The sequence below is a fragment of the Pseudomonas sp. NY15364 genome (assembly GCF_048068235.1).
GTDB lineage: Bacteria > Pseudomonadota > Gammaproteobacteria > Pseudomonadales > Pseudomonadaceae > Aquipseudomonas > Aquipseudomonas mendocina_D.
On the sequence record NZ_JBLUPX010000046.1, the window covers coordinates 1 to 21,267 of the forward strand.

Annotated in this window: 19 protein-coding genes and 1 pseudogene; 13 read left to right on the forward strand and 7 right to left on the reverse strand. The window is 60.4% G+C overall.

Annotated elements, in window-relative coordinates:
* Positions 1-139 precede the first annotated feature (139 nt).
* From pabB to ACNFCJ_RS22595, 4 genes are all read right to left on the reverse strand, one after another.
* Positions 140-1,498: an aminodeoxychorismate synthase component I gene (pabB, locus tag ACNFCJ_RS22580; RefSeq protein WP_416773707.1), complete on the reverse strand. Its 1,359-nt coding sequence runs from the start codon at positions 1,496-1,498 to the stop codon at positions 140-142.
* Between the two features lie 181 nt (positions 1,499-1,679).
* Positions 1,680-2,666, reverse strand: coding sequence for an alpha-L-glutamate ligase-like protein (locus tag ACNFCJ_RS22585; RefSeq protein WP_143507635.1), 987 nt, complete (start codon positions 2,664-2,666; stop codon positions 1,680-1,682).
* A gap of 4 nt (positions 2,667-2,670) precedes the next feature.
* Positions 2,671-4,197 carry an inactive transglutaminase family protein gene (locus tag ACNFCJ_RS22590; protein ID WP_416773708.1) on the reverse strand — a complete coding sequence of 509 codons (1,527 nt, stop codon included), beginning with the start codon at positions 4,195-4,197 and terminating at the stop codon, positions 2,671-2,673.
* Positions 4,198-4,202: 5 nt separating this feature from the next.
* Positions 4,203-4,736: an ATP-dependent zinc protease gene (locus ACNFCJ_RS22595; RefSeq protein WP_099524292.1), complete on the reverse strand. Its 534-nt coding sequence runs from the start codon at positions 4,734-4,736 to the stop codon at positions 4,203-4,205.
* 304 nt (positions 4,737-5,040) lie between these two features.
* On the opposite strand from ACNFCJ_RS22595, the gene ACNFCJ_RS22600 reads away from it, so the two are divergent.
* From ACNFCJ_RS22600 to prpF, 5 genes are all read left to right on the forward strand, one after another.
* Entirely contained in the window at positions 5,041-5,763 is a 723-nt protein-coding gene (locus ACNFCJ_RS22600; RefSeq protein WP_099524290.1) for a GntR family transcriptional regulator, read from the forward strand.
* Positions 5,760-6,647 carry a methylisocitrate lyase gene (prpB, locus tag ACNFCJ_RS22605; protein WP_416773709.1) on the forward strand — a complete coding sequence of 296 codons (888 nt, stop codon included), beginning with the start codon at positions 5,760-5,762 and terminating at the stop codon, positions 6,645-6,647. The genes ACNFCJ_RS22600 and prpB overlap by 4 nt, the downstream gene beginning before the upstream one ends.
* A 119-nt stretch (positions 6,648-6,766) precedes the next feature.
* On the forward strand, positions 6,767-7,924 hold the full coding sequence (prpC, locus tag ACNFCJ_RS22610) for a bifunctional 2-methylcitrate synthase/citrate synthase (protein ID WP_416773710.1): 1,158 nt from the start codon (positions 6,767-6,769) through the stop codon (positions 7,922-7,924).
* 14 nt (positions 7,925-7,938) lie between these two features.
* Positions 7,939-10,548 carry a Fe/S-dependent 2-methylisocitrate dehydratase AcnD gene (gene acnD, locus ACNFCJ_RS22615; protein ID WP_416773716.1) on the forward strand — a complete coding sequence of 870 codons (2,610 nt, stop codon included), beginning with the start codon at positions 7,939-7,941 and terminating at the stop codon, positions 10,546-10,548.
* Positions 10,549-10,760: 212 nt separating this feature from the next.
* Complete coding sequence (gene prpF, locus ACNFCJ_RS22620) at positions 10,761-11,948, forward strand: 2-methylaconitate cis-trans isomerase PrpF (RefSeq protein WP_416773711.1); 1,188 nt, start codon at positions 10,761-10,763, stop codon at positions 11,946-11,948.
* Positions 11,949-12,015: 67 nt separating this feature from the next.
* On the opposite strand, the gene ACNFCJ_RS22625 is transcribed toward prpF, so the two are convergent.
* Positions 12,016-12,834, reverse strand: a complete 819-nt coding sequence (locus ACNFCJ_RS22625) for a pyruvate, water dikinase regulatory protein (RefSeq protein WP_036999666.1) — start codon at positions 12,832-12,834, stop codon at positions 12,016-12,018.
* 36 nt (positions 12,835-12,870) lie between these two features.
* A complete protein-coding gene (locus ACNFCJ_RS22630; protein ID WP_143507629.1) occupies positions 12,871-13,068 on the reverse strand; it encodes a hypothetical protein in 198 nt (65 codons plus the stop codon).
* Between ACNFCJ_RS22630 and ppsA the strand changes: the two genes are divergently transcribed.
* Positions 13,015-15,387: a phosphoenolpyruvate synthase gene (gene ppsA / locus ACNFCJ_RS22635; RefSeq protein WP_416773712.1), complete on the forward strand. Its 2,373-nt coding sequence runs from the start codon at positions 13,015-13,017 to the stop codon at positions 15,385-15,387. The two genes, ACNFCJ_RS22630 and ppsA, sit on opposite strands and share 54 nt — an antisense overlap.
* Before the next feature lie 169 nt (positions 15,388-15,556).
* Positions 15,557-16,545, forward strand: a pseudogene (locus tag ACNFCJ_RS22640) (alpha/beta fold hydrolase).
* Positions 16,546-16,608: 63 nt separating this feature from the next.
* On the opposite strand, the gene ACNFCJ_RS22645 reads toward ACNFCJ_RS22640, so the two are convergent.
* Complete coding sequence (locus tag ACNFCJ_RS22645) at positions 16,609-16,761, reverse strand: hypothetical protein (protein ID WP_416773713.1); 153 nt, start codon at positions 16,759-16,761, stop codon at positions 16,609-16,611.
* Here ACNFCJ_RS22645 and rraA point away from each other — a divergent pair.
* The 6 genes from rraA (at position 16,760) to ACNFCJ_RS22675 (ending at position 21,128) form a co-directional block, all read left to right on the forward strand.
* Positions 16,760-17,248 (forward strand): ribonuclease E activity regulator RraA, encoded by a 489-nt coding sequence (gene rraA, locus ACNFCJ_RS22650; RefSeq protein ID WP_125834372.1) that lies wholly within the window; start codon positions 16,760-16,762, stop codon positions 17,246-17,248. The two genes, ACNFCJ_RS22645 and rraA, sit on opposite strands and share 2 nt — an antisense overlap.
* 4 nt (positions 17,249-17,252) lie before the next feature.
* Positions 17,253-18,239 (forward strand): zinc transporter ZntB, encoded by a 987-nt coding sequence (locus tag ACNFCJ_RS22655; RefSeq protein ID WP_416773714.1) that lies wholly within the window; start codon positions 17,253-17,255, stop codon positions 18,237-18,239.
* A gap of 49 nt (positions 18,240-18,288) precedes the next feature.
* Complete coding sequence (locus ACNFCJ_RS22660; RefSeq protein WP_416773717.1) at positions 18,289-18,540, forward strand: CrfX protein; 252 nt, start codon at positions 18,289-18,291, stop codon at positions 18,538-18,540.
* 1 nt (position 18,541) lies between these two features.
* Positions 18,542-19,366, forward strand: a complete 825-nt coding sequence (locus tag ACNFCJ_RS22665; RefSeq protein ID WP_416773715.1) for a mechanosensitive ion channel family protein — start codon at positions 18,542-18,544, stop codon at positions 19,364-19,366.
* 82 nt (positions 19,367-19,448) lie between these two features.
* The gene (gene sigX, locus ACNFCJ_RS22670; protein ID WP_017676818.1) at positions 19,449-20,039 is read left to right on the forward strand and encodes an RNA polymerase sigma factor SigX; all 591 of its coding nucleotides are present in this window, start codon (positions 19,449-19,451) and stop codon (positions 20,037-20,039) included.
* A gap of 108 nt (positions 20,040-20,147) precedes the next feature.
* The gene (locus ACNFCJ_RS22675; protein ID WP_099524260.1) at positions 20,148-21,128 is read left to right on the forward strand and encodes an OmpA family protein; all 981 of its coding nucleotides are present in this window, start codon (positions 20,148-20,150) and stop codon (positions 21,126-21,128) included.
* Positions 21,129-21,267 lie beyond the last annotated feature (139 nt).

Genomic DNA, 21,267 nt, shown 5'->3' on the forward strand with positions numbered 1-21,267 from the left:
TGACCTGAGCGCTGCACTTTGCATCATTGCACCAGTAAAAACACAAACGCCCCGAATCAATCGGGGCGTTTGTATTGAACCGGTCAGTTCAGAACGTTTTCACACAGTCTGAAATCGCGGCGTTTTTCATTTGGGGTACTTATTCGGTTGTGGCTGGCAGGCCTTCCAGCGTTTCCAGCAGCACCTTCACCTTGGTGATGGACTCCTGATACTCGGCCTGCCAGTTGGAGTCGGCGACGATGCCACCACCGCCCCAGCAGCTGATCTTGCCGTCCTTGACCAGCAGGCTGCGAATGGCAATGGAACTGTCCATCTCGCCGCGCACGTCGATATACAGGAGCGAGCCGCAGTAGAGCCCGCGCCGGGTCGGCTCGAGCTCATCGATGATCTGCATGGCGCGGATCTTCGGCGCCCCGGTGATGGAGCCGCCGGGGAAGCTGCAGGCGATCAGGTCCAGCGCATCCTTGCCAGGCGCAAGCTCGGCGGTGACGCAACTGACTAGGTGATGCACGTTGGGATAGCTCTCCAGGGCGAACAGCTCCGGCACTTTCACCGAGCCGATGCGGCAACTGCGGCCGAGATCGTTGCGCAACAGGTCGACGATCATCAGGTTCTCGGCGCGATCCTTGCGGCTTTCCAGTAGCTCCTGTGCCTGCGCCTGATCGTCCTCAGCGTCATGGCCGCGGCGCCGCGTGCCTTTGATCGGGCGGGTTTCCACCTGACCGTCGCTGACCTTGAGAAAGCGCTCGGGCGACAGGCTGAGAATGGCATCACCATTGCCCAGATTCTGGAATCCCGAGAAAGGTGTTGGGCAGGCCTGGCGTAGTGCCAGGTGAGCGCCCCAGGGATCGCCTGCGCAGGGTGCCTGAAAGCGCTGGGCGAAGTTCACCTGATAGCAATCGCCGGCGAGGATGTAGCCCTGGATGCGTTCGATAGCCTGGCGATAATGGTGCTGGTCGATAGCGGCCTGGAACGGCTGGGTCAGGTGGAAGGGCGCAGGCGCTTCGCTATGCGCTGTTTCGAACAGCGTCTGCAGGCGTTGGCGCTCTGCCTCTGGCAGTGCCGGGTGAAACAGCAGGGCGCTGGTCTCCAGCTGATGATCGCTGATCAGCGCCCAGGCGTAGAGGCCGAAGCGCGCATCTTCAAGGTCGAGATCATCGACGCTGTGCTCGGGTAGCACTTCCAGGCGGCGGCCGAAGTCATAAGACAGGTAACCGATCAAACCACCGACGAATGGCAGCTCCTGTTGCGCGGGTGCTTCGGCGGCCCCGAGGCTCTGTAATGCGCCGCGCAGGCGTTGCAGAAAATCGTTGGCCGATTCGTCGGACATGGGCGCCAGTTCTGCCAATGGCCAGGCGCTCATAAGGTCATAGCGTCCACGCTTGGCACTCGGTCGCCCGGCATCCAGCAGTACGGCACCGGGGGCCTGGCGAATGCGCTGGAAGTAGTCGCAGGGATCGGTGCGGTAGGGAAGAGGGTGCAGAGAGCAGCTGGGCATGCGTGGCAGTCGAAAGAGGCAGATGCGCGATTGTAGTCTGCAGCCTGCATTCATCCTAGGGCTTTGCCTGGCATGAAGAGGCGATTTTCAGAGGCATGAGGTTGGGTTGAGAGGACTTGAATCAGCAGCAGCCTGGACGAACGCAGGCTGCTGCTGAGTGATGGGCTGGGCTGTTGGTCGGTCAGACTTCCTTGCTGGCGACGTGACCGAACAGCTCCTGGGAGAAGCGCACGCGCTCTTCGGCGTCTTCCTGAATGCCTTTGGCTTTCAGCTCTTCCAGGCGCGCTTCCACGGCATGGGTGCGGTGGGTCAGGCCACAGTCGTTGGCGATCTGGATGTTCAGCCCGGGGCGGGCGTTGAGCTCAAGAATCAGCGGGCCCTTGTCCTGATCCAGTACCATGTCCACACCGATGTAACCCAGGCCGCACAACTCATAGCAGCCGGCGGCGAGCTTCATGAAGCCGTCCCAGTTAGGCAGTTGCACACCGTCTACTGCGTTGGTGGTGTCCGGGTGCTTGCTGATCTTGTTGTTCAGCCAGGTACCACGCAGGGTAATGCCAGTGGCCAGATCGACACCGACACCAATGGCGCCCTGGTGCAGGTTGGCCTTGCCATTGGACTGGCGTGTAGGCAGGCGCAGCATGGCCATCACCGGGTAGCCCATCAGCACGATGATGCGGATGTCCGGCACGCCTTCGTAACTGATGCTCTTGAAGATGGTGTCCGGTGTGACTCGGTATTCGATCAGCGCACGGTCACGGTGACCACCGAGTGAGTACAAACCGGAGAGGATGCTGGAGATCTGCTGCTCCAGCTCTTCGTGGCTGACGATCTTGCCGGACACCGTCTTGAAACGATCCTCGAAGCGGTCGGCGATAACGGTGATGCCATCACCGCCAGCGCCTTGCGCCGGCTTGATCACGAAGTCATTGCGCCCGGCAATGATCTGATCGAGCTTGTCGATATCCTTCTCGGTCTCGATGACGCCGTACATTTCCGGCACATCGATGCCGGCCTTGATGGCCCGCTCCTTGGTGATGATCTTGTCGTCGACGATCGGGTACAGGTGCCGTTTGTTGTACTTCAGCACGTAGTCTGCATTGCGTCGGTTGATGCCCATGATGCCTTTGGCTTCAAGGGCCTTCCACGTCTTGATCAGGCCGAACATGGTCTTAGTCCTTGAGGAAGGCTTTGAAACGGAACAGTTCGGTCAGGCGATAACCGCGGTAGCGACCCATCGCCAGCATGAAGCCCACCAGGATCAGCAGGATCGCCGGGAAGGTGAACACGAAGTACACCAGCTCGGGCACGCTCATCAGCAGGTGCGCGATAGTGGCGGCGAACAGCGTGCCAATAGCGACCTTGAAGGCATGGCTACCGCCACGTTCTTCCCAGGTGATCGACAGGCGCTCGATGGTCATGGTCAGAATCACCATCGGGAACAGCGCAACCGACAGACCGCGTTCGAGACCCAGCTTGTGGCTGAACAGGCTGATGGCAGCGATCAGCACCACGACGAAGGTCAGTACTACCGACAGGCGCGGCAGCATCTGCAGCTTCAGATGTTCCAGGTAGGAGCGTAATGACAGGCCGAGGGCAGTAATCACCGTGAACAGGAAGATACCGAAGCCCAGTTGGGTCTCGCGGAAGGCGAGGGCGATCAGTACCGGGGTGAAGGTACCCAGGGTCTGCAGGCCGCCGAGGTTGCGCAGGATCAGGATGACCAGCACGCCGATCGGGATCATCACCATGATCATGAACGTCTGCTGGGTCTGCAGCGGCAGGCCGTATAGCGAGTATTCGAGGAAGCTGGCGTCAGTGTTCTCGTCGGTCAGCTTGGCCAGGCGGATGGCATTCATCTCGCTGTTGTTCAGGCTGAAGCTGACAGAGGCTTGGCGACCGCCTTCGAGGCTGACCAGATCGCCATCGCCGATCCACCAGACCAGGCGGTCGACCGGCAGGCCTTGCTCACCGGATTCGGGGTTGAAATACAGCCACTTCTGACCGTTGAAGCTGCGCAGCCACAGTTCTGGCGATTGCGCGACTTCGGCTTGCAGGCGAATGGTGTGCACGCGTTCCATCGGCACGTGAGCGATGGACAGCAGCAGCTCGACGACCTTGGCTTTGTTGACGGTGGAGGCATCGCCGCCGAGCAGCAGCTTGACGTTATCGTCGTTGGCGTTGTTGACGCGTTTGATGGTCTCGCTGATGAAGGTCTCGACGTCCGCCGAGTGCTGGCGAATCGGAGCCAGCAGGGCTTCGGCCGCAATCTTCTCAGGGCCTTCGACCGGGATGCTGTCGCGGAAGATCGGGCCTTTTGCAGGTGTCTGCTCACCGCTGTAACGCTTGGTCAGTACCAGACGGTAATAGAGGGTTTGTTTGCCGCTGGCGCGACGGGCCGACCAGGTGACGCGGCGGTTGCCCTCGACACGGTTGACGCTGACACCGTAGTTGTTGGAGATGAAGCTCTCGTTGAGGCTTACGTAATCCTGGTTCAGCGGCGGCACGAACATCTGCAGTTTCACCGGCTCACGCGGCGTCGCCTGGAATTCGACCCTGGCATCGATGTTCCACAGATCGTCGGTCTCGTCCTCGGTCACCGGAATGCCGAGAATGAAGATTTGGTATGCCGTAATCAGAACGCCCAAGGCCACCAGCAGGGTGATCAGGACTTTCAGATGTAGGTTCAGAGAGCGCATGGGAATTACTCGCCAGGGGTTGCGTCATCGGTGCAGTTGGGTTTGCCAGCTGCATATTTAAGGCTTGGATCGACCATGGCTTCGAAATGCTTGAGCGCTTCGGAGCCGATCAGAAGCGGGTATTGGAATGCGCTTCGGTCGGTCAAGTTCACTTCGATCGTGCGCAGGGTCTTGCCCATGCACAATTCAAGGTCGATTACCGGGCGTGCCGTGTAGGTCTTGCCTTCATCGGGATCGAAGTCGCCAGCACGGCGTTTGATCTTGCTGATACGTGATAGCGGACGCTCGATGGTGCGCTCATGGGCATCATCGATGGCCAGCACGAAACGCACCCAGGTTTCTCCGTCGCGTTTGAAGCGCTTGATGTCACGGGCGCTCAAGGACGCGGTTTTTGCGCCGGTATCGAGTTTGGCGGCTACCTGCAGGTCCAGTTCTTCTACGTGGATATATTCGTTCAGACCATAGATTGACTTGCCCATGGCCAGAGCCGGGCACAAGGTCAGCAGGCAGATCAGTAAGGAGAAGGGTTTCAGTCTCATGTGTCCTTGAGAGGGTATTGCCAGGGGCAGGTGAAGGGCAGCGTCTGGCGGCATCCTGCCATACAACGGCCTGCCGTGAAGTCTAGCAGCCATGGCAAAAGGCGATAGCCGGGCATGAATGCGCGGATTCTAACATGGAGATTTTCCGTGCCGACAGACGCTTATGTAGCTTTCTGCAAGTAAGGTCAATGCTCGCTCGCCTGGCTTGGTTGGAAGTATTGTCGACAATACTTTGGTCTGCTTTGACCTTTATGGCTTTTGGGCGTAATTTTATGGCCATTGTATCTCCGTGGTGTCGACAATAATGCTGCTTGAGTCCGAAGTGTCTACAGCGCCCCAGGTGGATTCGGAAACGCTTTCCGAACATGTTTTCCGCTTGATTCAGGCTGCCATCGTCAAGGGCGAGATCGCCCCGGGTAGCAAGATTTCCGAGCCTGAGCTGGCGCGCACCTATGGCATCAGTCGTGGTCCGTTGCGTGAGGCCATCCACCGCCTGGAAGGGCAAAAGCTGCTGGTGCGCGTCCCGCATGTGGGGGCGCGGGTGGTATCGCTCAGTCATGACGAACTGGTCGAGCTCTACGAAATTCGCGAGTCCTTGGAAGGCATGGCCTGCCGTCTGGCCGCCGAGCGCATGACTCAGCACGAGATCGATGAATTGCGCCGGGTGCTGGAGCTGCATGAGCAGGACGCCGCGTTCAAGGCCGGTGTCGGTTATTACCAGCAGGAAGGCGACTTCGACTTCCACTACCGGATCATCCAGGGCAGCGGCAACCGCACCCTGGCCAAACTGCTGTGCGACGAGCTCTATCAGCTGGTGCGCATGTACCGCCTGCAGTTCTCCGCCACACCCAACCGGCCACACCAGGCCTTCGCCGAACACCACCGCATTCTCGATGCCATCGAAGGCCGTGACGGCGAACTGGCCGAGCTGCTGATGCGCCGCCATATCGGCGCCTCCAAACGCAATATCGAGCGTCACTATAGAGAGACGCTCGCCACTTCATCCAAGACCCGAGGTGATTCATGACCCAGCTTTCTGCCGGCCAGCGCTTCCGCCAGGCCCTCGCCGAAGAGCAACCACTGCAAGTGATCGGCGCGATCAACGCCAACCACGCACTGCTGGCCAAGCGCGCAGGCTTTCGTGCCATCTACCTGTCTGGTGGTGGTGTCGCGGCCGGCTCCCTGGGGCTGCCGGATCTGGGCATCAACACCCTGGATGACGTGCTCACCGACGTACGCCGTATCACCGACGTCTGCGATCTGCCGCTGCTGGTGGACATCGACACCGGTTTCGGCCCGTCGGCTTTCAATATCGAGCGCACCATCAAGAACCTGATCAAGGCCGGCGCCGCCGCCGCGCACATCGAAGATCAGGTCGGCGCCAAGCGCTGTGGCCACCGCCCGGGCAAGGAGATCGTCTCCTGCGAGGAAATGGTCGACCGCGTACGCGCTGCTGCCGATGCCAAGACCGACCCGGATTTCTTCCTCATCGCCCGCACCGATGCCATCCAGGCTGAAGGTGTCGACGCCGCCATCGAACGGTGCCTGCGCTATGTCGAGGCCGGCGCCGATGCAATCTTTGCCGAGGCGGCCTACGACCTGCCGACCTATGCACGTTTCGTCAAAGAGCTGAATGTGCCGGTGCTGGCTAATATCACCGAATTTGGCGCCACGCCGCTGTTCACTCGTGACGAACTGGCCTCGGTTGGCGTGGGCATCCAGCTTTATCCGCTGTCGGCCTTCCGTGCGGCGAACAAGGCGGCGGAGAGTGTCTACACCTCGATTCGCCAGAACGGCCACCAGAAGGACGTGATCGAGCTGATGCAGACCCGCGCCGAACTCTATGACCGCATCGGCTATCACGCTTTCGAGCAGAAGCTCGACGCGCTGTTCGCCGCCGGCAAGAAGTAAAGCTGCGCACGGGTTTGTTTTATGTAGGAGCGAATTTATTCGCGATTCGCGGATGAATCCGCTCTTACGGTTCGCTACCGCTGACAGTAAGCAGAACAAGAAGATTTGAGGAGATGACCATGAGCGCCACCGAAACCACGCCAGGCTTCAAGCCGAAGAAATCCGTCGCCCTCAGCGGCACCGCTGCGGGCAACACCGCGCTGTGCACCGTCGGCCGCACCGGCAACGATCTGCACTACCGTGGCTATGACGTGCTCGATTTCGCCAACCGCTGCGAGTTCGAGGAAATCGCCCATCTGCTGGTGCATGGCAAGCTGCCCAACGTTGCCGAACTGGCCGGCTACAAGGCCAAGCTCAAGGCGTTGCGCGGCCTGCCGGCCGGGGTCAAGGCAGCGCTGGAGCAACTACCGCCTTCGGCGCACCCGATGGACGTGATGCGCACTGCGGTGTCCGTGCTCGGTTGCCTGGCGCCGGAGAAGGACGACCACAACCACCCGGGTGCCCGCGATATCGCCGACAAGCTGATGGCCAGCCTGGGTTCGGCGCTGCTGTACTGGTACCACTATAGCCACAACGGCAAGCGCATCGACGTGGAGACCGACGACGACTCCATCGGCGGCCACTTCCTGCACCTGCTGCATGGCGAGAAACCGCGCGAGTCCTGGGTGCGCGCCATGCACACCTCGCTGAACCTGTATGCCGAGCATGAATTTAATGCCTCGACCTTTACCTCGCGGGTGATCGCCGGCACCGGTTCCGACCTATTCTCCTGCATCGCCGGCGCCATCGGCGCGCTGCGCGGCCCGAAACACGGCGGCGCCAACGAGGTGGCCTTCGAGGTGCAGAAACGCTACGACAGCCCGGACGAAGCCGAGGCCGACATCCGTGCCCGTGTCGAAAAGAAGGAAGTGATCATCGGCTTCGGCCACCCGGTCTACACCGTCAGCGACCCGCGTAACAAGGTGATCAAGGAAGTGGCCCGCGAGCTGTCCGTGGAACAGGGCAACACCAAGATGTTCGACATCGCCGAGCGCCTGGAAACCATCATGTGGGACATCAAGAAGATGTTCCCCAATCTCGACTGGTTCAGCGCCGTGAGCTACCACATGATGGGCGTGCCCACCGCCATGTTCACCCCGCTGTTCGTCATCGCCCGCACTGCCGGCTGGTCGGCGCACGTCATCGAACAGCGTATCGACGGCAAGATCATCCGCCCGAGCGCCAACTACACAGGCCCAGAAGACCTGCAGTTCGTACCGCTCAAGGATCGTAAATAACCATGAACGACACCGTGAATAGCCAATACCGCAAGCGCCTGCCCGGCACCGCACTGGATTACTTCGACGCACGTGAGGCGGTCGAGGCTATCCAGGCCGGCGCTTGGGCGAAACTCCCGTACACCTCGCGCGTGCTCGCCGAGCAACTGGTACGCCGCTGCGAACCGCAGGACCTGAGCGCCGCGCTGGAGCAGTTGGTCTACCGCAAGCGCGACCTCGACTTCCCCTGGTACCCGGCACGGGTGGTCTGCCACGACATCCTCGGCCAGACCGCTTTGGTCGACCTGGCCGGTCTGCGCGACGCCATCGCCGAGCAGGGTGGTGATCCGTCCAAGGTCAACCCGGTAGTACCGACCCAGCTGATCGTCGACCACTCGCTGGCCGTGGAAGCGCCGGGTTTTGATCCGGACGCCTTCGAGAAGAACCGCGCCATCGAGGACCGCCGCAACGAGGATCGCTTCCACTTCATCGACTGGACGAAAACCGCGTTCAAGAACGTCGACGTGATCCCTGCGGGCAACGGCATCATGCACCAGATCAACCTGGAGAAAATGAGCCCGGTGATCCAGGCGCGTGGTGGCATTGCCTTCCCCGACACCTGCGTCGGTACCGACTCGCACACCCCGCACGTCGATGCCTTGGGTGTAATCGCCATTGGCGTCGGCGGCCTGGAAGCCGAGACGGTGATGCTTGGTCATCCCTCGATGATGCGCCTGCCGGACATCGTCGGCGTCGAGCTCACCGGCAAGCGTCAACCTGGCATCACCGCCACCGATATCGTTCTGGCGATCACCGAGTTCCTGCGCAAGGAAAGGGTCGTGGGCGCCTGGGTCGAGTTCTTCGGCGAGGGGGCGGACAGCCTGTCCATCGGCGACCGTGCGACCATCTCCAATATGTGCCCTGAATACGGCGCCACCGCCTCGATGTTCTATATCGACGGCCAGACCATCGACTATCTCAAGCTCACCGGGCGTGAGCCGGAGCAGGTGGCGCTGGTGGAAAGCTACGCTAAGACCCTTGGGCTGTGGAGCGATGCGCTGAAAACCGCCGAGTACGAGCGCGTGCTGCGCTTCGACCTGGGCAGCGTGGTGCGCAACATGGCTGGCCCGAGCAACCCGCATCGCCGCCTGCCGACCTCGGCGCTGGCCGAGCGTGGCATCGCCGACGAAGCCAAGCTGCAGAGCGGCAAGGTCGAAGAGGCCGAAGGTCTGATGCCGGATGGTGCAGTGATCATCGCCGCCATCACCAGTTGCACCAACACCTCCAACCCGCGGAACGTCATCGCTGCCGGTCTGGTGGCGAAGAAGGCCAACGCGCTGGGTCTGGTGCGCAAACCCTGGGTGAAAACGTCGTTCGCGCCGGGGTCCAAGGTTGCCAAGCTGTACCTGGAAGAAGCCGGTCTGCTGCCGGAGCTGGAAAAGCTTGGCTTCGGCATCGTTGCCTACGCCTGCACCACCTGCAATGGCATGTCCGGCGCGCTCGATCCGGTGATCCAGAAAGAAATCATTGACCGCGACCTGTATGCCACCGCAGTGCTTAGTGGCAACCGCAACTTTGACGGGCGCATCCATCCTTATGCCAAGCAGGCCTTCCTGGCCTCGCCGCCGCTGGTGGTGGCCTATGCCATCGCTGGCACCGTGCGCTTCGATATCGAGCAGGATGCGCTGGGTACCGATGCTCAGGGTAATCCGATCACGCTGAAGGATTTGTGGCCGAGCGACGAAGAGATCGACGCCATCGTTGCCGCTTCGGTGAAGCCAGAGCAGTTCAAGCAGATCTATATCCCGATGTTCGACCTGGGCAGCGTGCAGGAGGCGGAAAGCCCTCTGTACGACTGGCGCCAGATGTCCACCTATATTCGCCGTCCGCCGTATTGGGAAGGCGCGCTGGCCGGCGAGCGCACGCTCAAGGGCATGCGGCCGCTGGCGATCCTGCCGGACAACATCACCACCGACCACCTGTCGCCGTCCAACGCCATCCTGGCGGACTCGGCCGCTGGTGAGTACCTGGCGAAAATGGGCCTGCCGGAAGAGGACTTCAACTCCTACGCCACCCACCGTGGTGATCACCTGACTGCGCAGCGCGCCACCTTCGCCAACCCGCAACTGATCAACGAGATGGCCGTGGTCGACGGGCAGGTGAAGAAGGGCTCGCTGGCCCGCGTCGAGCCAGAAGGCCAGGTGATGCGCATGTGGGAGGCCATCGAGACCTACATGAACCGCAAGCAGAACCTGATCATCGTCGCCGGTGCCGACTACGGCCAGGGTTCGTCCCGCGACTGGGCGGCCAAGGGCGTGCGTCTGGCGGGTGTCGAGGTGATCGTCGCCGAAGGCTTCGAGCGCATTCACCGCACCAACTTGGTGGGCATGGGTGTGCTGCCGGTAGAGTTCAAAGCGGGCACCACGCGCCTGACCCTGGGGCTGGACGGCACCGAAACCTACGACATTGAGGGCGATATCTCACCGCGCTGCGACCTGACCCTGGTGGTCAATCGCCGCAACGGCGAGGTGGTTCGGGTGCCGGTGACCTGCCGACTGGATACCGCGGCGGATGTCAGCGTGTACAAGGCCGGCGGCGTGCTGCAGCGCTTCGCCAAGGACTTCCTTGAGGGCGCGGTGGCGTGATGACGCGGTCTGCTCCCTCTCCCATTCATGGGAGAGGGCTGGGGAGAGGGTGGTGCAGGCGGCTCGGTGTTGTCTGATAGACCCTCTCCCCCGGCCCCTCTCCCGCAAGCGAGAGAGGGGAGACAAGCGCGTAGCCCGGATGCAATCCGGGAAAAATCAGCGCCGTTATTATTCCCGGATTGCATCCGGGCTACTTTTTCAGGACTGCGTGTATGTCCCATTTACCGCAAGTGAAAATCCCCGCCACCTACATGCGTGGCGGCACCAGCAAGGGCGTGTTCTTCCGTCTGCAGGATCTGCCCGAGCGTTGCCAGGTGCCTGGCGAGGCACGCGACAAACTGTTCATGCGCGTGATCGGCAGCCCGGATCCGTATGCGGCGCAGATAGACGGCATGGGCGGTGCCACCTCGAGTACCTCCAAGTGCGTGATCCTGTCGAAAAGCACTCAGCCCGAGCATGACGTCGATTACCTCTACGGCCAGGTGTCCATCGACAAGGCCTTCGTCGACTGGAGCGGCAACTGCGGCAATCTCTCCACTGCAGCCGGTGCCTTCGCCATTCATGCCGGCCTGGTCGATCCAGCGCGTATTCCTGAAAGCGGTACCTGTGTGGTGCGTATCTGGCAGGCCAATATCCAGAAAACCATCATCGCCCACGTGCCGGTCAGTAATGGCCAGGTGCAGGAAACCGGTGACTTCGAGCTGGACGGCGTGACCTTCTCGGCAGCGGAGATCGTGCTGGAATTCCTCGACCCATCTGATGATGGCGAGGAGGGCGGTTCGATGTTTCCCACCGGCAAGCTGGTCGATGACCTCGAAGTGCCGGGCATCGGTACTTTCAAGGCGACCATGATCACGGCTGGTATCCCGACGATCTTCGTGAATGCCGAAGATATCGGCTATCAGGGCACCGAGCTGCGTGAGGCCATCAACGGCGATCCGGCGCAACTGGCGCGCTTCGAGCAGATTCGTATTGCTGGTGCGCTGCGCATGGGGCTGATCAAAACGGCCGAGGAGGCTGCGACACGTCAGCACACCCCGAAGATCGCCTTCGTCAGCCAGCCCAAGGACTATCGCACCTCCAGCGGCAAGGACATCAAGGCCGGCGACGTCGACCTGCTGGTGCGTGCGCTATCCATGGGCAAGCTGCACCACGCCATGATGGGCACCTGCGCGGTGGCCATCGGCACGGCGGCGGCGATTCCGGGAACGCTGGTCAACATCGCCGCTGGCGGCGGCGAGCGTGAGGCGGTGCGTTTTGGCCATCCGTCCGGCACCTTGCGGGTTGGTGCACAGGCTCGTCTGGTCGATGGTCAGTGGACAGTGACCAAGGCAGTGATGAGCCGCAGTGCGCGCATCCTCATGGAAGGCTGGGTGCGTGTGCCGGGTGGCAGCTTCTAACGGCTTAAACTAGAAAAGGCTCGAAGTATCGAGCCTTTTCTCTTTTGAAAACATGAGCTTATGTTGGTTATTTAAGGCGTCTTTCAACACCTTTTTCCACCAGGATCTTGGCCGAAATCTCCTCGACCGAGAAATGCGTGGAGTTGATGAAAGCGATGTTTTCACGGCGGAACAGACCTTCCACCTCACGCACTTCGAACTCGCACTGGGCGAAGCTGGCGTAACGGCTGTTGGGCTTGCGCTCGTGGCGGATGGCGGTGAGGCGATCCGGGTCGATGGTCAGGCCGAACAGCTTGTCGCGGTACTTCTTCAACGACTCTGGGAGCTGCAGGCGCTCCATGTCGTCTTCGGTCAGCGGGTAGTTGGCGGCGCGGATACCGTATTGCATGGCCATGTACAGGCAGGTTGGCGTCTTGCCGCAGCGCGACACGCCGACCAGGATCAGGTCGGCTTTGTCGTAGTAATGGGTGCGCGCACCATCGTCGTTGTCGAGGGCGAAGTTGACCGCCTCGATGCGCTCCATGTAGTTGGAGTGCTGGCCGATGGAGTGCGACTTGCCGACGGAGTAGGAGGAGTGCGAGCTCAGCTCCTGCTCCAGTGGCGAGAGGAAGGTCGAGAAAATGTCGATCATGAAACCATTGGCGGTATCGAGAATCGCACGAATATCGCGGTTGACGATGGTGTCGAAGATGATCGGGCGGGCGCCGTCCCTTTCGGCGGCGGCATCGATTTGTTGTACCATGGCGCGCGCTTTATCGACGCTGTCGATGTAAGGGCGGGTCAGTTTGGTGAACTGAATGTTCTCGAACTGCGCGAGCAGGCTCTGGCCCAGGGTTTCGGCGGTGATGCCGGTGCCGTCGGAGATGAAGAAAGCGGTACGTTTCATTTGCGCCAAAGGCCTTAAGCTGAGTTCGATTCTTGGCTATGATAGGCCGCATTTTACGCCGGGCCCACCGGGTTCGGCATTGTTACTTATACAAGGGCAAGGCCACAATCGCGCGACTTCGGTCGTTCGACATTGCGCAGCCCAATGAGCTTTTCCAATACAGTTAGTGGAGAGATCACCTTGGTAGAGTACGTAGTTTCCCTCGATAAGCTCGGCAATCACGATGTTGAGCATGTGGGGGGCAAGAACGCATCCCTCGGCGAGATGATCAGTAACCTGGCCGGCGCCGGTGTCTCGGTTCCCGGCGGTTTCGCCACTACGGCTCAGGCTTATCGCGACTTTCTCGAGCAAAGCGGCCTGAATGCGCAGATCCACGCAGCGCTCGACGCACTCGATGTCGATGACGTCAACGCCCTGGCCAAGACCGGCGCGCAGATTCGCCAGTGGGTGATGGACGCCGAGTTCCCGGCTGAGCTGGATAAGCAGATTCGCGAAGCCTTCGCCACCATGAGCGCAGGTAACGACAACATGGCTGTGGCCGTGCGCTCCTCCGCTACCGCTGAAGACCTGCCGGACGCTTCCTTTGCCGGTCAGCAGGAAACCTTCCTCAATATCCGCGGCGTGGACAACGTTATCCGCGCGGCCAAGGAAGTCTTCGCTTCCCTGTTCAACGATCGTGCCATCGCCTACCGCGTGCACCAGGGGTTTGACCATAAGCTGGTCGCCCTGTCTGCTGGCGTGCAACGCATGGTGCGTTCGGAAACCGGTACCGCCGGTGTGATGTTCACCCTGGACACCGAGTCCGGCTTCCGTGACGTGGTGTTCATCACCGGCGCCTATGGCCTGGGCGAAACCGTTGTGCAGGGCGCAGTGAACCCCGACGAATTCTACGTGCACAAGCCAACCCTGGAAGCGGGCCGTCCGGCTATCCTGCGCCGCAACCTGGGCAGCAAGGCGATCAAGATGATCTACGGCGACGAAGCCAAGGCTGGTCGCTCGGTCAAGACCGTCGAAGTCGACCGCGCCGAGCGCGCGCGCTTCTGCATCACCGATGCCGAGGTCAGCGAGTTGGCCAAACAGGCACTGATCATCGAGAAACACTACGGCCGCCCGATGGACATCGAGTGGGCCAAGGACGGTGACGACGGCAAGCTCTACATCGTGCAGGCCCGCCCGGAAACCGTGAAGAGCCGCGCCAGTGCCACCGTGATGGAACGCTACCTGCTGAAAGAGAAGGGCACCGTTCTGGTCGAAGGCCGCGCTATCGGGCAGCGGATCGGCGCCGGCAAGGTGCGTGTGATTCACGACGTGTCCGAGATGGACAAGGTGCAGCCGGGCGACGTGCTGGTCTCCGACATGACCGACCCGGACTGGGAACCCGTGATGAAGCGCGCCAGCGCCATCGTCACCAACCGCGGCGGTCGTACCTGCCATGCGGCGATCATCGCCCGTGAACTGGGCATTCCGGCCGTGGTCGGTTGCGGTAACGCCACTCAGGTGCTGAAAGATGGTCAGGGCGTCACCGTGTCCTGCGCCGAAGGCGATACCGGCTTCATCTTCGAAGGCGAACTGGGCTTCGACATTCGCAAGAACTCGGTCGACGCCATGCCGGAACTGCCGTTCAAGATCATGATGAACGTCGGTAACCCGGACCGTGCCTTCGACTTCGCTCAACTGCCGAACGAAGGCGTGGGCCTGGCACGCCTGGAATTCATCATCAATCGCATGATTGGTGTGCACCCCAAGGCGCTGCTGAACTTCGCTGGCCTGCCGCCGGAGATCAAGGACAGCGTCGAGAAGCGCATCGCCGGCTACGGTGATCCGGTCGACTTCTACGTCGAGAAGCTGGTCGAGGGTATCAGCACCCTGGCCGCGGCGTTCTGGCCGAAGAAGGTCATCGTGCGTCTGTCGGACTTCAAGTCCAACGAATACGCCAACCTGATCGGCGGCAAGCTGTATGAGCCGGAAGAAGAGAACCCGATGCTGGGCTTCCGTGGTGCTTCGCGCTACATCAGCGAATCCTTCCGCGACTGTTTCGAGCTGGAATGCCGCGCGCTGAAGAAAGTGCGCAACGAGATGGGCCTGACCAACGTCGAGATCATGGTGCCGTTCGTGCGAACCCTGGGCGAGGCGTCGCAAGTGGTCGAGCTGCTGGCCAGCAATGGCCTGGCCCGCGGTCAGGATGGTCTGAAGGTCATCATGATGTGCGAGCTGCCTTCCAACGCCATTCTGGCTGAAGAGTTCCTCGAGTTCTTCGATGGTTTCTCCATCGGTTCCAACGACCTGACCCAGCTGACCCTGGGCCTGGACCGTGACTCCGGCATCGTCGCCCACCTGTTCGATGAGCGTAACCCGGCCGTGAAGAAACTGCTGGCCAATGCCATTGCCGCCTGCAACAAGGCTGGCAAGTACATCGGCATCTGCGGTCAGGGCCCGTCGGACCACCCGGATCTGGCCAAGTGGCTGATGGAGCAGGGTATCGAGAGCGTGTCACTGAACCCTGACTCGGTACTCGACACCTGGTTCTTCCTGGCTGAGGCTCAGCCCGCCTGAGGCCTGTGAACGATCCAGAAAGGGCGGGTTGATCCCGCCCTTTTTGGTGGTCATCGCGTTTTGCCAGTCATCCCAAGCCGTCGCCAGCGATATGCAATATCGCTCCCGGCGGTTTTTTATGCGTGTCATTATTCTTTTATGGCGTCTCGCCATTGCGGTCACCTGATCCATGCAAAGCAGCAGTGAGCTTTTCCCGTCGCCCTGATCAGCGCCGAGTTACGCGGTGATCTGAGCGAGGATGTCTATCTTCTCAAACCCAACAACAGCCCCGACTCCAGCGTCGAGTTGGCTCTGACCCGGCTCGGCCGCGCAGGTGCCGAAGACGCGCGCGGCGTCCCCGTGGTATTGCTGCATGGCAGCTTTTCCAATCGGCGCTTCTGGTATTCACCCAAGGCCATTGGCCTGGGGCCTTACCTGGCGCGTGGGGGGTTCGATGTATGGATCGCAGAAATGCGCGGCCACGGCCTGTCGCCGCGCAACGAAAACTACCGAGACAACCACGTGGCGCAGTACGTGCGCTATGACCTTCCAGCCATTGCTGATTTCATCATCGAGCAGACCGGGCAAACCGCGCACTGGATCGGTCATTCCCTCGGCGGAGTGATTCTGGCGGCAGCCCTGGGCGGTGGTTATCTCGATGAGGCGCGTGCGCGCTCGGCAGCCTTGTTCGGCAGCCAGATCAGTCGTATCTACTGGCCGCTCAAGTTGCCGCCGGTGGAGTGGGGCGGCCGCCTGCTGTTGCGTGCCTTTCCTTACCTTTCCGGGCGCCGGCTGAAGCGTGGCCCCGAAGACGAACCGACCGGTCTGGCACTGGAAACCTTGCGCTGGCTTAAGCTATTCGGTCGTTTCGGCGATGCCGATCAGGATTGGTGGGCTGGCCTGACTGAGGTGCGCATACCGATTCTGGCCGTAGGGGCGGCAGCCGATCAGCAGGACCCTGCCTGGGCCTGTCGCAAGCTGCTGGAGCAGTGCAGTGCAGCGCCGTCGCAGTTCTTGCTGCTAGGCAAGGAAAACGGTTTTTCCAGCGACTTCGGGCATATCGAAATGCTGGTCAGCAAGGAGGCGCAGCGTGAGGTATGGCCACTGACCGAGTATTGGTTGCAGCATCTGCAATTACCCGCCGGTTTTGCTGAGCAGGCCTCTGCTATAGGATCTTGAGCTGCTGCTTGAGATCGTCCCGGCCGTTTCTTCGGCACGGGCTTAGCGGTAAGATGTGACGCATCATGCGTAGGCGGTCATTTCAGGTTCGCCTGCTTGCTTGTCGTTCATTGCCTGGCGGGTTCTTAGCGATAGCCCGATGCTGAATTGACTCGCTTCAAGCAGGTCCATGAAGGTGGCTGCCTTCTCATCCATTGTCGAAAGGAGCTCTGTCATGCACTACATCACCCCTGATCTGTGCGATGCCTATCCGGAATTGGTCCAGGTCGTCGAGCCAATGTTCGCCAACTACGGCGGCCGCGATTCTTTCGGTGGCCAGATCGTCACCATCAAGTGCCATGAGGACAACTCCTTGGTGAAGGAGCAGGTCGATCTGCCAGGGCACGGCAAGGTGCTGGTCGTGGATGGCGGCGGTTCCCTGCGACGTGCACTGCTTGGCGACATGCTGGCCGAGAAGGCGGCCAAGAACGGTTGGGAAGGCATCGTCGTATATGGCTGCATCCGTGATGTCGACGTCATCGCGCAGACAGACCTGGGCGTGCAGGCACTGGCCAGTCATCCGATGAAGACTGACAAGCGCGGTATCGGCGACCTGAATGTCCCCGTCACCTTTGGCGGCGTGACTTTCAAACCCGGTGATTACCTGTACGCCGACAACAACGGCGTCATCGTTTCCCCGCAAGCCTTGAACATGCCGGAATAATCCGATGCAGGATCAGGATTCGGCGCTGTTGCACGCTTTCGTGCTCGATGGTCGTGGCGGTGCGCGCAGCATCAGTCGCGAAGAACTGGACACCCTGCTGCTAGGTGATCAGGAAAGCCTGTGGCTGCACTGGGATCGCAGCCAAGAACAGTCACAACACTGGTTGCGCGAGCACAGCGGGCTGGACGAATTCAGCTGCAACCTGCTGCTGGAGGAAAATACCCGGCCACGTCTGCTGCCTCTGCCCGACGACGAGCTGCTGTTGTTCTTGCGCGGCGTCAACCGTAATCCCGGCGCCGAGCCGGAGGACATGGTATCGGTGCGAATCTTCGCTGATGCCCGGCGGGTGATCTCCCTGCGTCAGCGTCCACTGCACGCAACCGATGCATTGATTGCTGATCTGCTGGCGGGCAAGGGGCCGAAGACGTCGTCCGAGCTGCTCCTGGAGCTCGCCCGTCACCTCACCAGTCGCGTCGATGATCTGATTGCCGAGCTGAGTGAGCAGCTCGACGCCGAGGAAGATGGCCTCGATGGCGATGAACGCTATCGTCCTGATCACGGTCTGGTGTTGCAGATACGTCGGCGGGCGGCCAGCTTGCGTCGGTTCCTGGCGCCGCAGCGCGATCTCTACGCGCAACTGGCGCGCAATCGACAGCCCTGGTTCGTCGATGACGACGATGACTACTGGAACGAGTTGAACAACCGCCTGACCCGCTATCTGGAAGAGCTGGAGCTGATTCGTGAGCGCGTCGGCCTGGTGCTGGAGGCAGAAAGCCGGCGTCTTGGTGAGCGCATGAACCGCATCATGTACCGCTTCACCGTGATCACTGGCCTGTTCCTGCCACTGACCTTTCTGACCGGTTTGCTGGGCATCAACGTTGGCGGAATCCCCGGGGCGGAAAACCCCGTTGGCTTCTTCATCGCCTGCGGGCTGATGGTCCTTCTGGCACTGGCTCAATTGCTGCTTTTTCGCCGTTGGCGTTGGCTGTGATGTGTGACTCATCCGCTGGCTACTTCGTCTAGCCGTGACATCCCGTGAGGTGCGCATGCACGATCCATTCGAAGAGTCTCTACGCGATTTGCTCAAGTCCTCGCCGTCCAGCCATGACGACGATGCTTGCCTGCACCGGGTTCTCAAGACCGCCAATCGCCAGGTCGGTGCTGGTGACCTGTTCAGTCTGATAGGCCACTGGGCGCAGGCTCTGATGATCGCTCTGAACAACGGTTCGGCGCATGTCGCGCCGGTTTCGCGCCGTAACCAATCCCCTGCTTCTGCTGATAAGGCCGACTGAAATGGAACTCGATCCCTGGACCCAAAGCCTGATCTCCGCGATGACTGCGTTGTGGACCAAGGTTGCTGGATTCATACCTAACCTGTTCGTTGCACTGGTGTTGGTGCTGCTTGGCTTCGTCGTCGCCAAGTTGCTCGACACGCTGCTGTCCAAGCTGCTCGGCAAGGTTGGCCTGGACCGCCTGATGACAGGTACCGGTCTGACCAAGCTGCTGGCGCGTGTCGGCATTCACGCTCCGGTATCGACCCTGGTCGGCAAGATCGTCTATTGGTTCGTGCTGCTGATCTTCCTGGTGTCGGCCGCTGAATCGCTTGGTCTGCAACGCGTTTCCGCGACGCTTGATGTGCTAGCGCTGTATCTGCCGAAAGTTTTCGGCGCTGCCTTGGTGCTGCTTGCCGGTGTGCTGCTGGCGCAATTGGTCAGCAGCCTGATACGCGGTGCTGCCGAAGGTGTTGGCCTCGAGTACGCCAACGGGCTGGGGCGTGTCGCTCAAGGTCTGGTGATCATCATCAGTATCTCGGTGGCCATCGGCCAGCTGGAGATCAAGACCGATCTGCTCAACAACGTGATTGCCATCGTACTGATCTCCGTTGGTCTGGCGGTCGCGCTGGCGCTGGGTCTGGGCAGCCGCGATATCGCCAGCCAGATTCTCGCTGGTATTTATGTGCGCGAGCTGTATCAGGTCGGGCAACAAGTGCAGATTGGTGAGGTCGAAGGGCAGATCGAAGAGATCGGCACAGTGAAAACCACCCTGTTGACCGATACCGGTGAGCTGGTATCGGTGGCAAATCGAGTGATGCTCGAGCAACGTGTGAACAGTCGCTGACGCCAATCTGTTATTTTATGCAGCTGCCCGACAGGCGTGACCTGCCGGGCGCTTTTCGTACTGACCGTCGGCCCGACTCGTTTTGAACAAAGCCCAGCCCTTGCCCACGCGCTACGACCCCCGCGAGCTCACTGATGAAGAGCTGGTGGCGCGCGCCCACGACGAGCTGTTTCATATAACTCGTGCTTATGAAGAGCTGATGAGGCGCTACCAACGAACATTATTTAACGTGTGCGCGCGTTATTTGGGGAACGAAAGGGATGCTGATGATGTCTGTCAGGAGGTGATGCTCAAAGTTCTCTATGGCCTTAAGAACTTTGAGGGTAAATCCAAGTTCAAAACTTGGCTCTACAGCATCACCTACAACGAATGCATTACTCAGTATCGAAAAGAGCGGCGAAAGCGTCGATTGGTTGACGCCTTGAGTTTGGACCCGCTCGAAGAGGCTTCCGACGACAAGACACCCAAAGTCGAGGAGCGAGGCGGTCTGGATCGCTGGTTGGTTCACGTCAACCCGATCGATCGCGAGATTCTGGTGCTACGTTTTGTCGCAGAGCTCGAGTTTCAAGAGATTGCCGACATCATGCACATGGGCTTGAGCGCAACGAAGATGCGCTACAAGCGAGCATTGGATCGGTTGCGGGATAAATTTTCGGACACTTCCGAAACTTAGTTCAGCTTCCCGACCACTAAGGGAGTGGCGAACCCTGATAGAATCGCCGCCAAGTTGCCGACTGAAGTTAACGGCGACTTATTAACCACCAAGATGGGGATTTAACGGATGAAAGTAAAAAACACCTTGGGCGTAGTCATTGGCTCTCTCGTTGCCGCAACCTCCTTCGGCGCGCTGGCGCAAGGCCAAGGCGCTGTCGAGGTGGAGGGCTTCGTCAATCGCTACTTCACCGACGTTCAGCGTGATTACGCGCACAACGAAGGCAACCTGTTCGGTGGCAGCATTGGCTACTACCTGACTGACGACGTCGAACTGGCGCTGTCCTATGGCGAATACCACGACCTGCGTGGCGAAGGTTCGCAAGGCAGCAAGAATATCAAGGGCAACCTGACCGACCTGAAGGCCATCTACCACTTCGGTCAGCCGGGTGTTGGTCTGCGTCCGTACGTCTCTGCTGGTTTCGGCCATCAGAGCATCGGCGACGCCAACAGCGGTGGTCGTAACCACTCCACCCTGGCTATCGCTGGCGCTGGTGCCAAGTACTACTTCACCGAAATGTTCTACGCCCGTGCTGGCGTTGACGCTCTGTACAACATCGACCAGGGCGACACCGAGTGGCAAGCTGGCGTGGGTGTTGGTCTGAACTTCGGTGGCGGCAGCAAGCCTGCTCCGGCTCCGGTCGTAGCTGCTGCACCTGAGCCGATGCCTGAGCCCGCTCCTGAGCCGGTGATGGAAGCTGTTCGCGTTGAGCTGGACGTCAAGTTCGACTTCGACAAAGACCGCGTCAAAGAAGAAAGCTATGGCGACATCAAGAACCTGGCTGACTTCATGAACCAGTACCCGCAGACCACCACCACTGTTGAAGGTCACACCGACTCCGTTGGTAGCGACGCTTACAACCAGAAACTGTCCGAGCGTCGTGCAAACGCCGTTCGTGAAGTACTGGTTAACCAGTACGGTGTTGACGGTAGCCGCGTGAGCACTGCCGGTTACGGTGAAACCCGTCCGGTTGCTGACAACGCCACCGACGCTGGTCGCGCTATCAACCGCCGCGTTGAAGCTGAAGTAGAAGCCCAAGTTAAGCAGTAATGCTTCTGGTGCTTTAAGAAAAACCCGGCCTCGCAGACTGTGTGAAAACCTAGCAGTCTGAGTGCAAGGTGAAGACAATGCCTCTATCGGTCGATAGGGGCATTGTCGTTTATGGGCTATATCCAAGGTGAAGATCGGC

Bases quoted from the DNA above. Each gene is read 5' to 3' on its own strand.
- ACNFCJ_RS22625 (WP_036999666.1), bottom strand. From the start codon at position 12,834: ATGAAACGTACCGCTTTCTTCATCTCCGACGGCACCGGCATCACCGCC.
- ACNFCJ_RS22655 (WP_416773714.1), top strand. From the start codon at position 17,253: ATGCAGGATCAGGATTCGGCGCTGTTGCACGCTTTCGTGCTCGATGGT.
- prpC (WP_416773710.1), top strand. From the start codon at position 6,767: ATGAGCGCCACCGAAACCACGCCAGGCTTCAAGCCGAAGAAATCCGTC.
- ACNFCJ_RS22600 (WP_099524290.1), top strand. From the start codon at position 5,041: ATGCTGCTTGAGTCCGAAGTGTCTACAGCGCCCCAGGTGGATTCGGAA.
- ACNFCJ_RS22585 (WP_143507635.1), bottom strand. From the start codon at position 2,666: ATGTTCGGCCTGATCAAGACGTGGAAGGCCCTTGAAGCCAAAGGCATC.
- pabB (WP_416773707.1), bottom strand. From the start codon at position 1,498: ATGCCCAGCTGCTCTCTGCACCCTCTTCCCTACCGCACCGATCCCTGC.
- ACNFCJ_RS22595 (WP_099524292.1), bottom strand. From the start codon at position 4,736: ATGAGACTGAAACCCTTCTCCTTACTGATCTGCCTGCTGACCTTGTGC.
- ACNFCJ_RS22675 (WP_099524260.1), top strand. From the start codon at position 20,148: ATGAAAGTAAAAAACACCTTGGGCGTAGTCATTGGCTCTCTCGTTGCC.
- prpF (WP_416773711.1), top strand. From the start codon at position 10,761: ATGTCCCATTTACCGCAAGTGAAAATCCCCGCCACCTACATGCGTGGC.
- ACNFCJ_RS22630 (WP_143507629.1), bottom strand. From the start codon at position 13,068: ATGCTCAACATCGTGATTGCCGAGCTTATCGAGGGAAACTACGTACTC.
- rraA (WP_125834372.1), top strand. From the start codon at position 16,760: ATGCACTACATCACCCCTGATCTGTGCGATGCCTATCCGGAATTGGTC.
- prpB (WP_416773709.1), top strand. From the start codon at position 5,760: ATGACCCAGCTTTCTGCCGGCCAGCGCTTCCGCCAGGCCCTCGCCGAA.
- ACNFCJ_RS22645 (WP_416773713.1), bottom strand. From the start codon at position 16,761: ATGACAGAGCTCCTTTCGACAATGGATGAGAAGGCAGCCACCTTCATG.
- ACNFCJ_RS22590 (WP_416773708.1), bottom strand. From the start codon at position 4,197: ATGCGCTCTCTGAACCTACATCTGAAAGTCCTGATCACCCTGCTGGTG.
- ACNFCJ_RS22665 (WP_416773715.1), top strand. From the start codon at position 18,542: ATGGAACTCGATCCCTGGACCCAAAGCCTGATCTCCGCGATGACTGCG.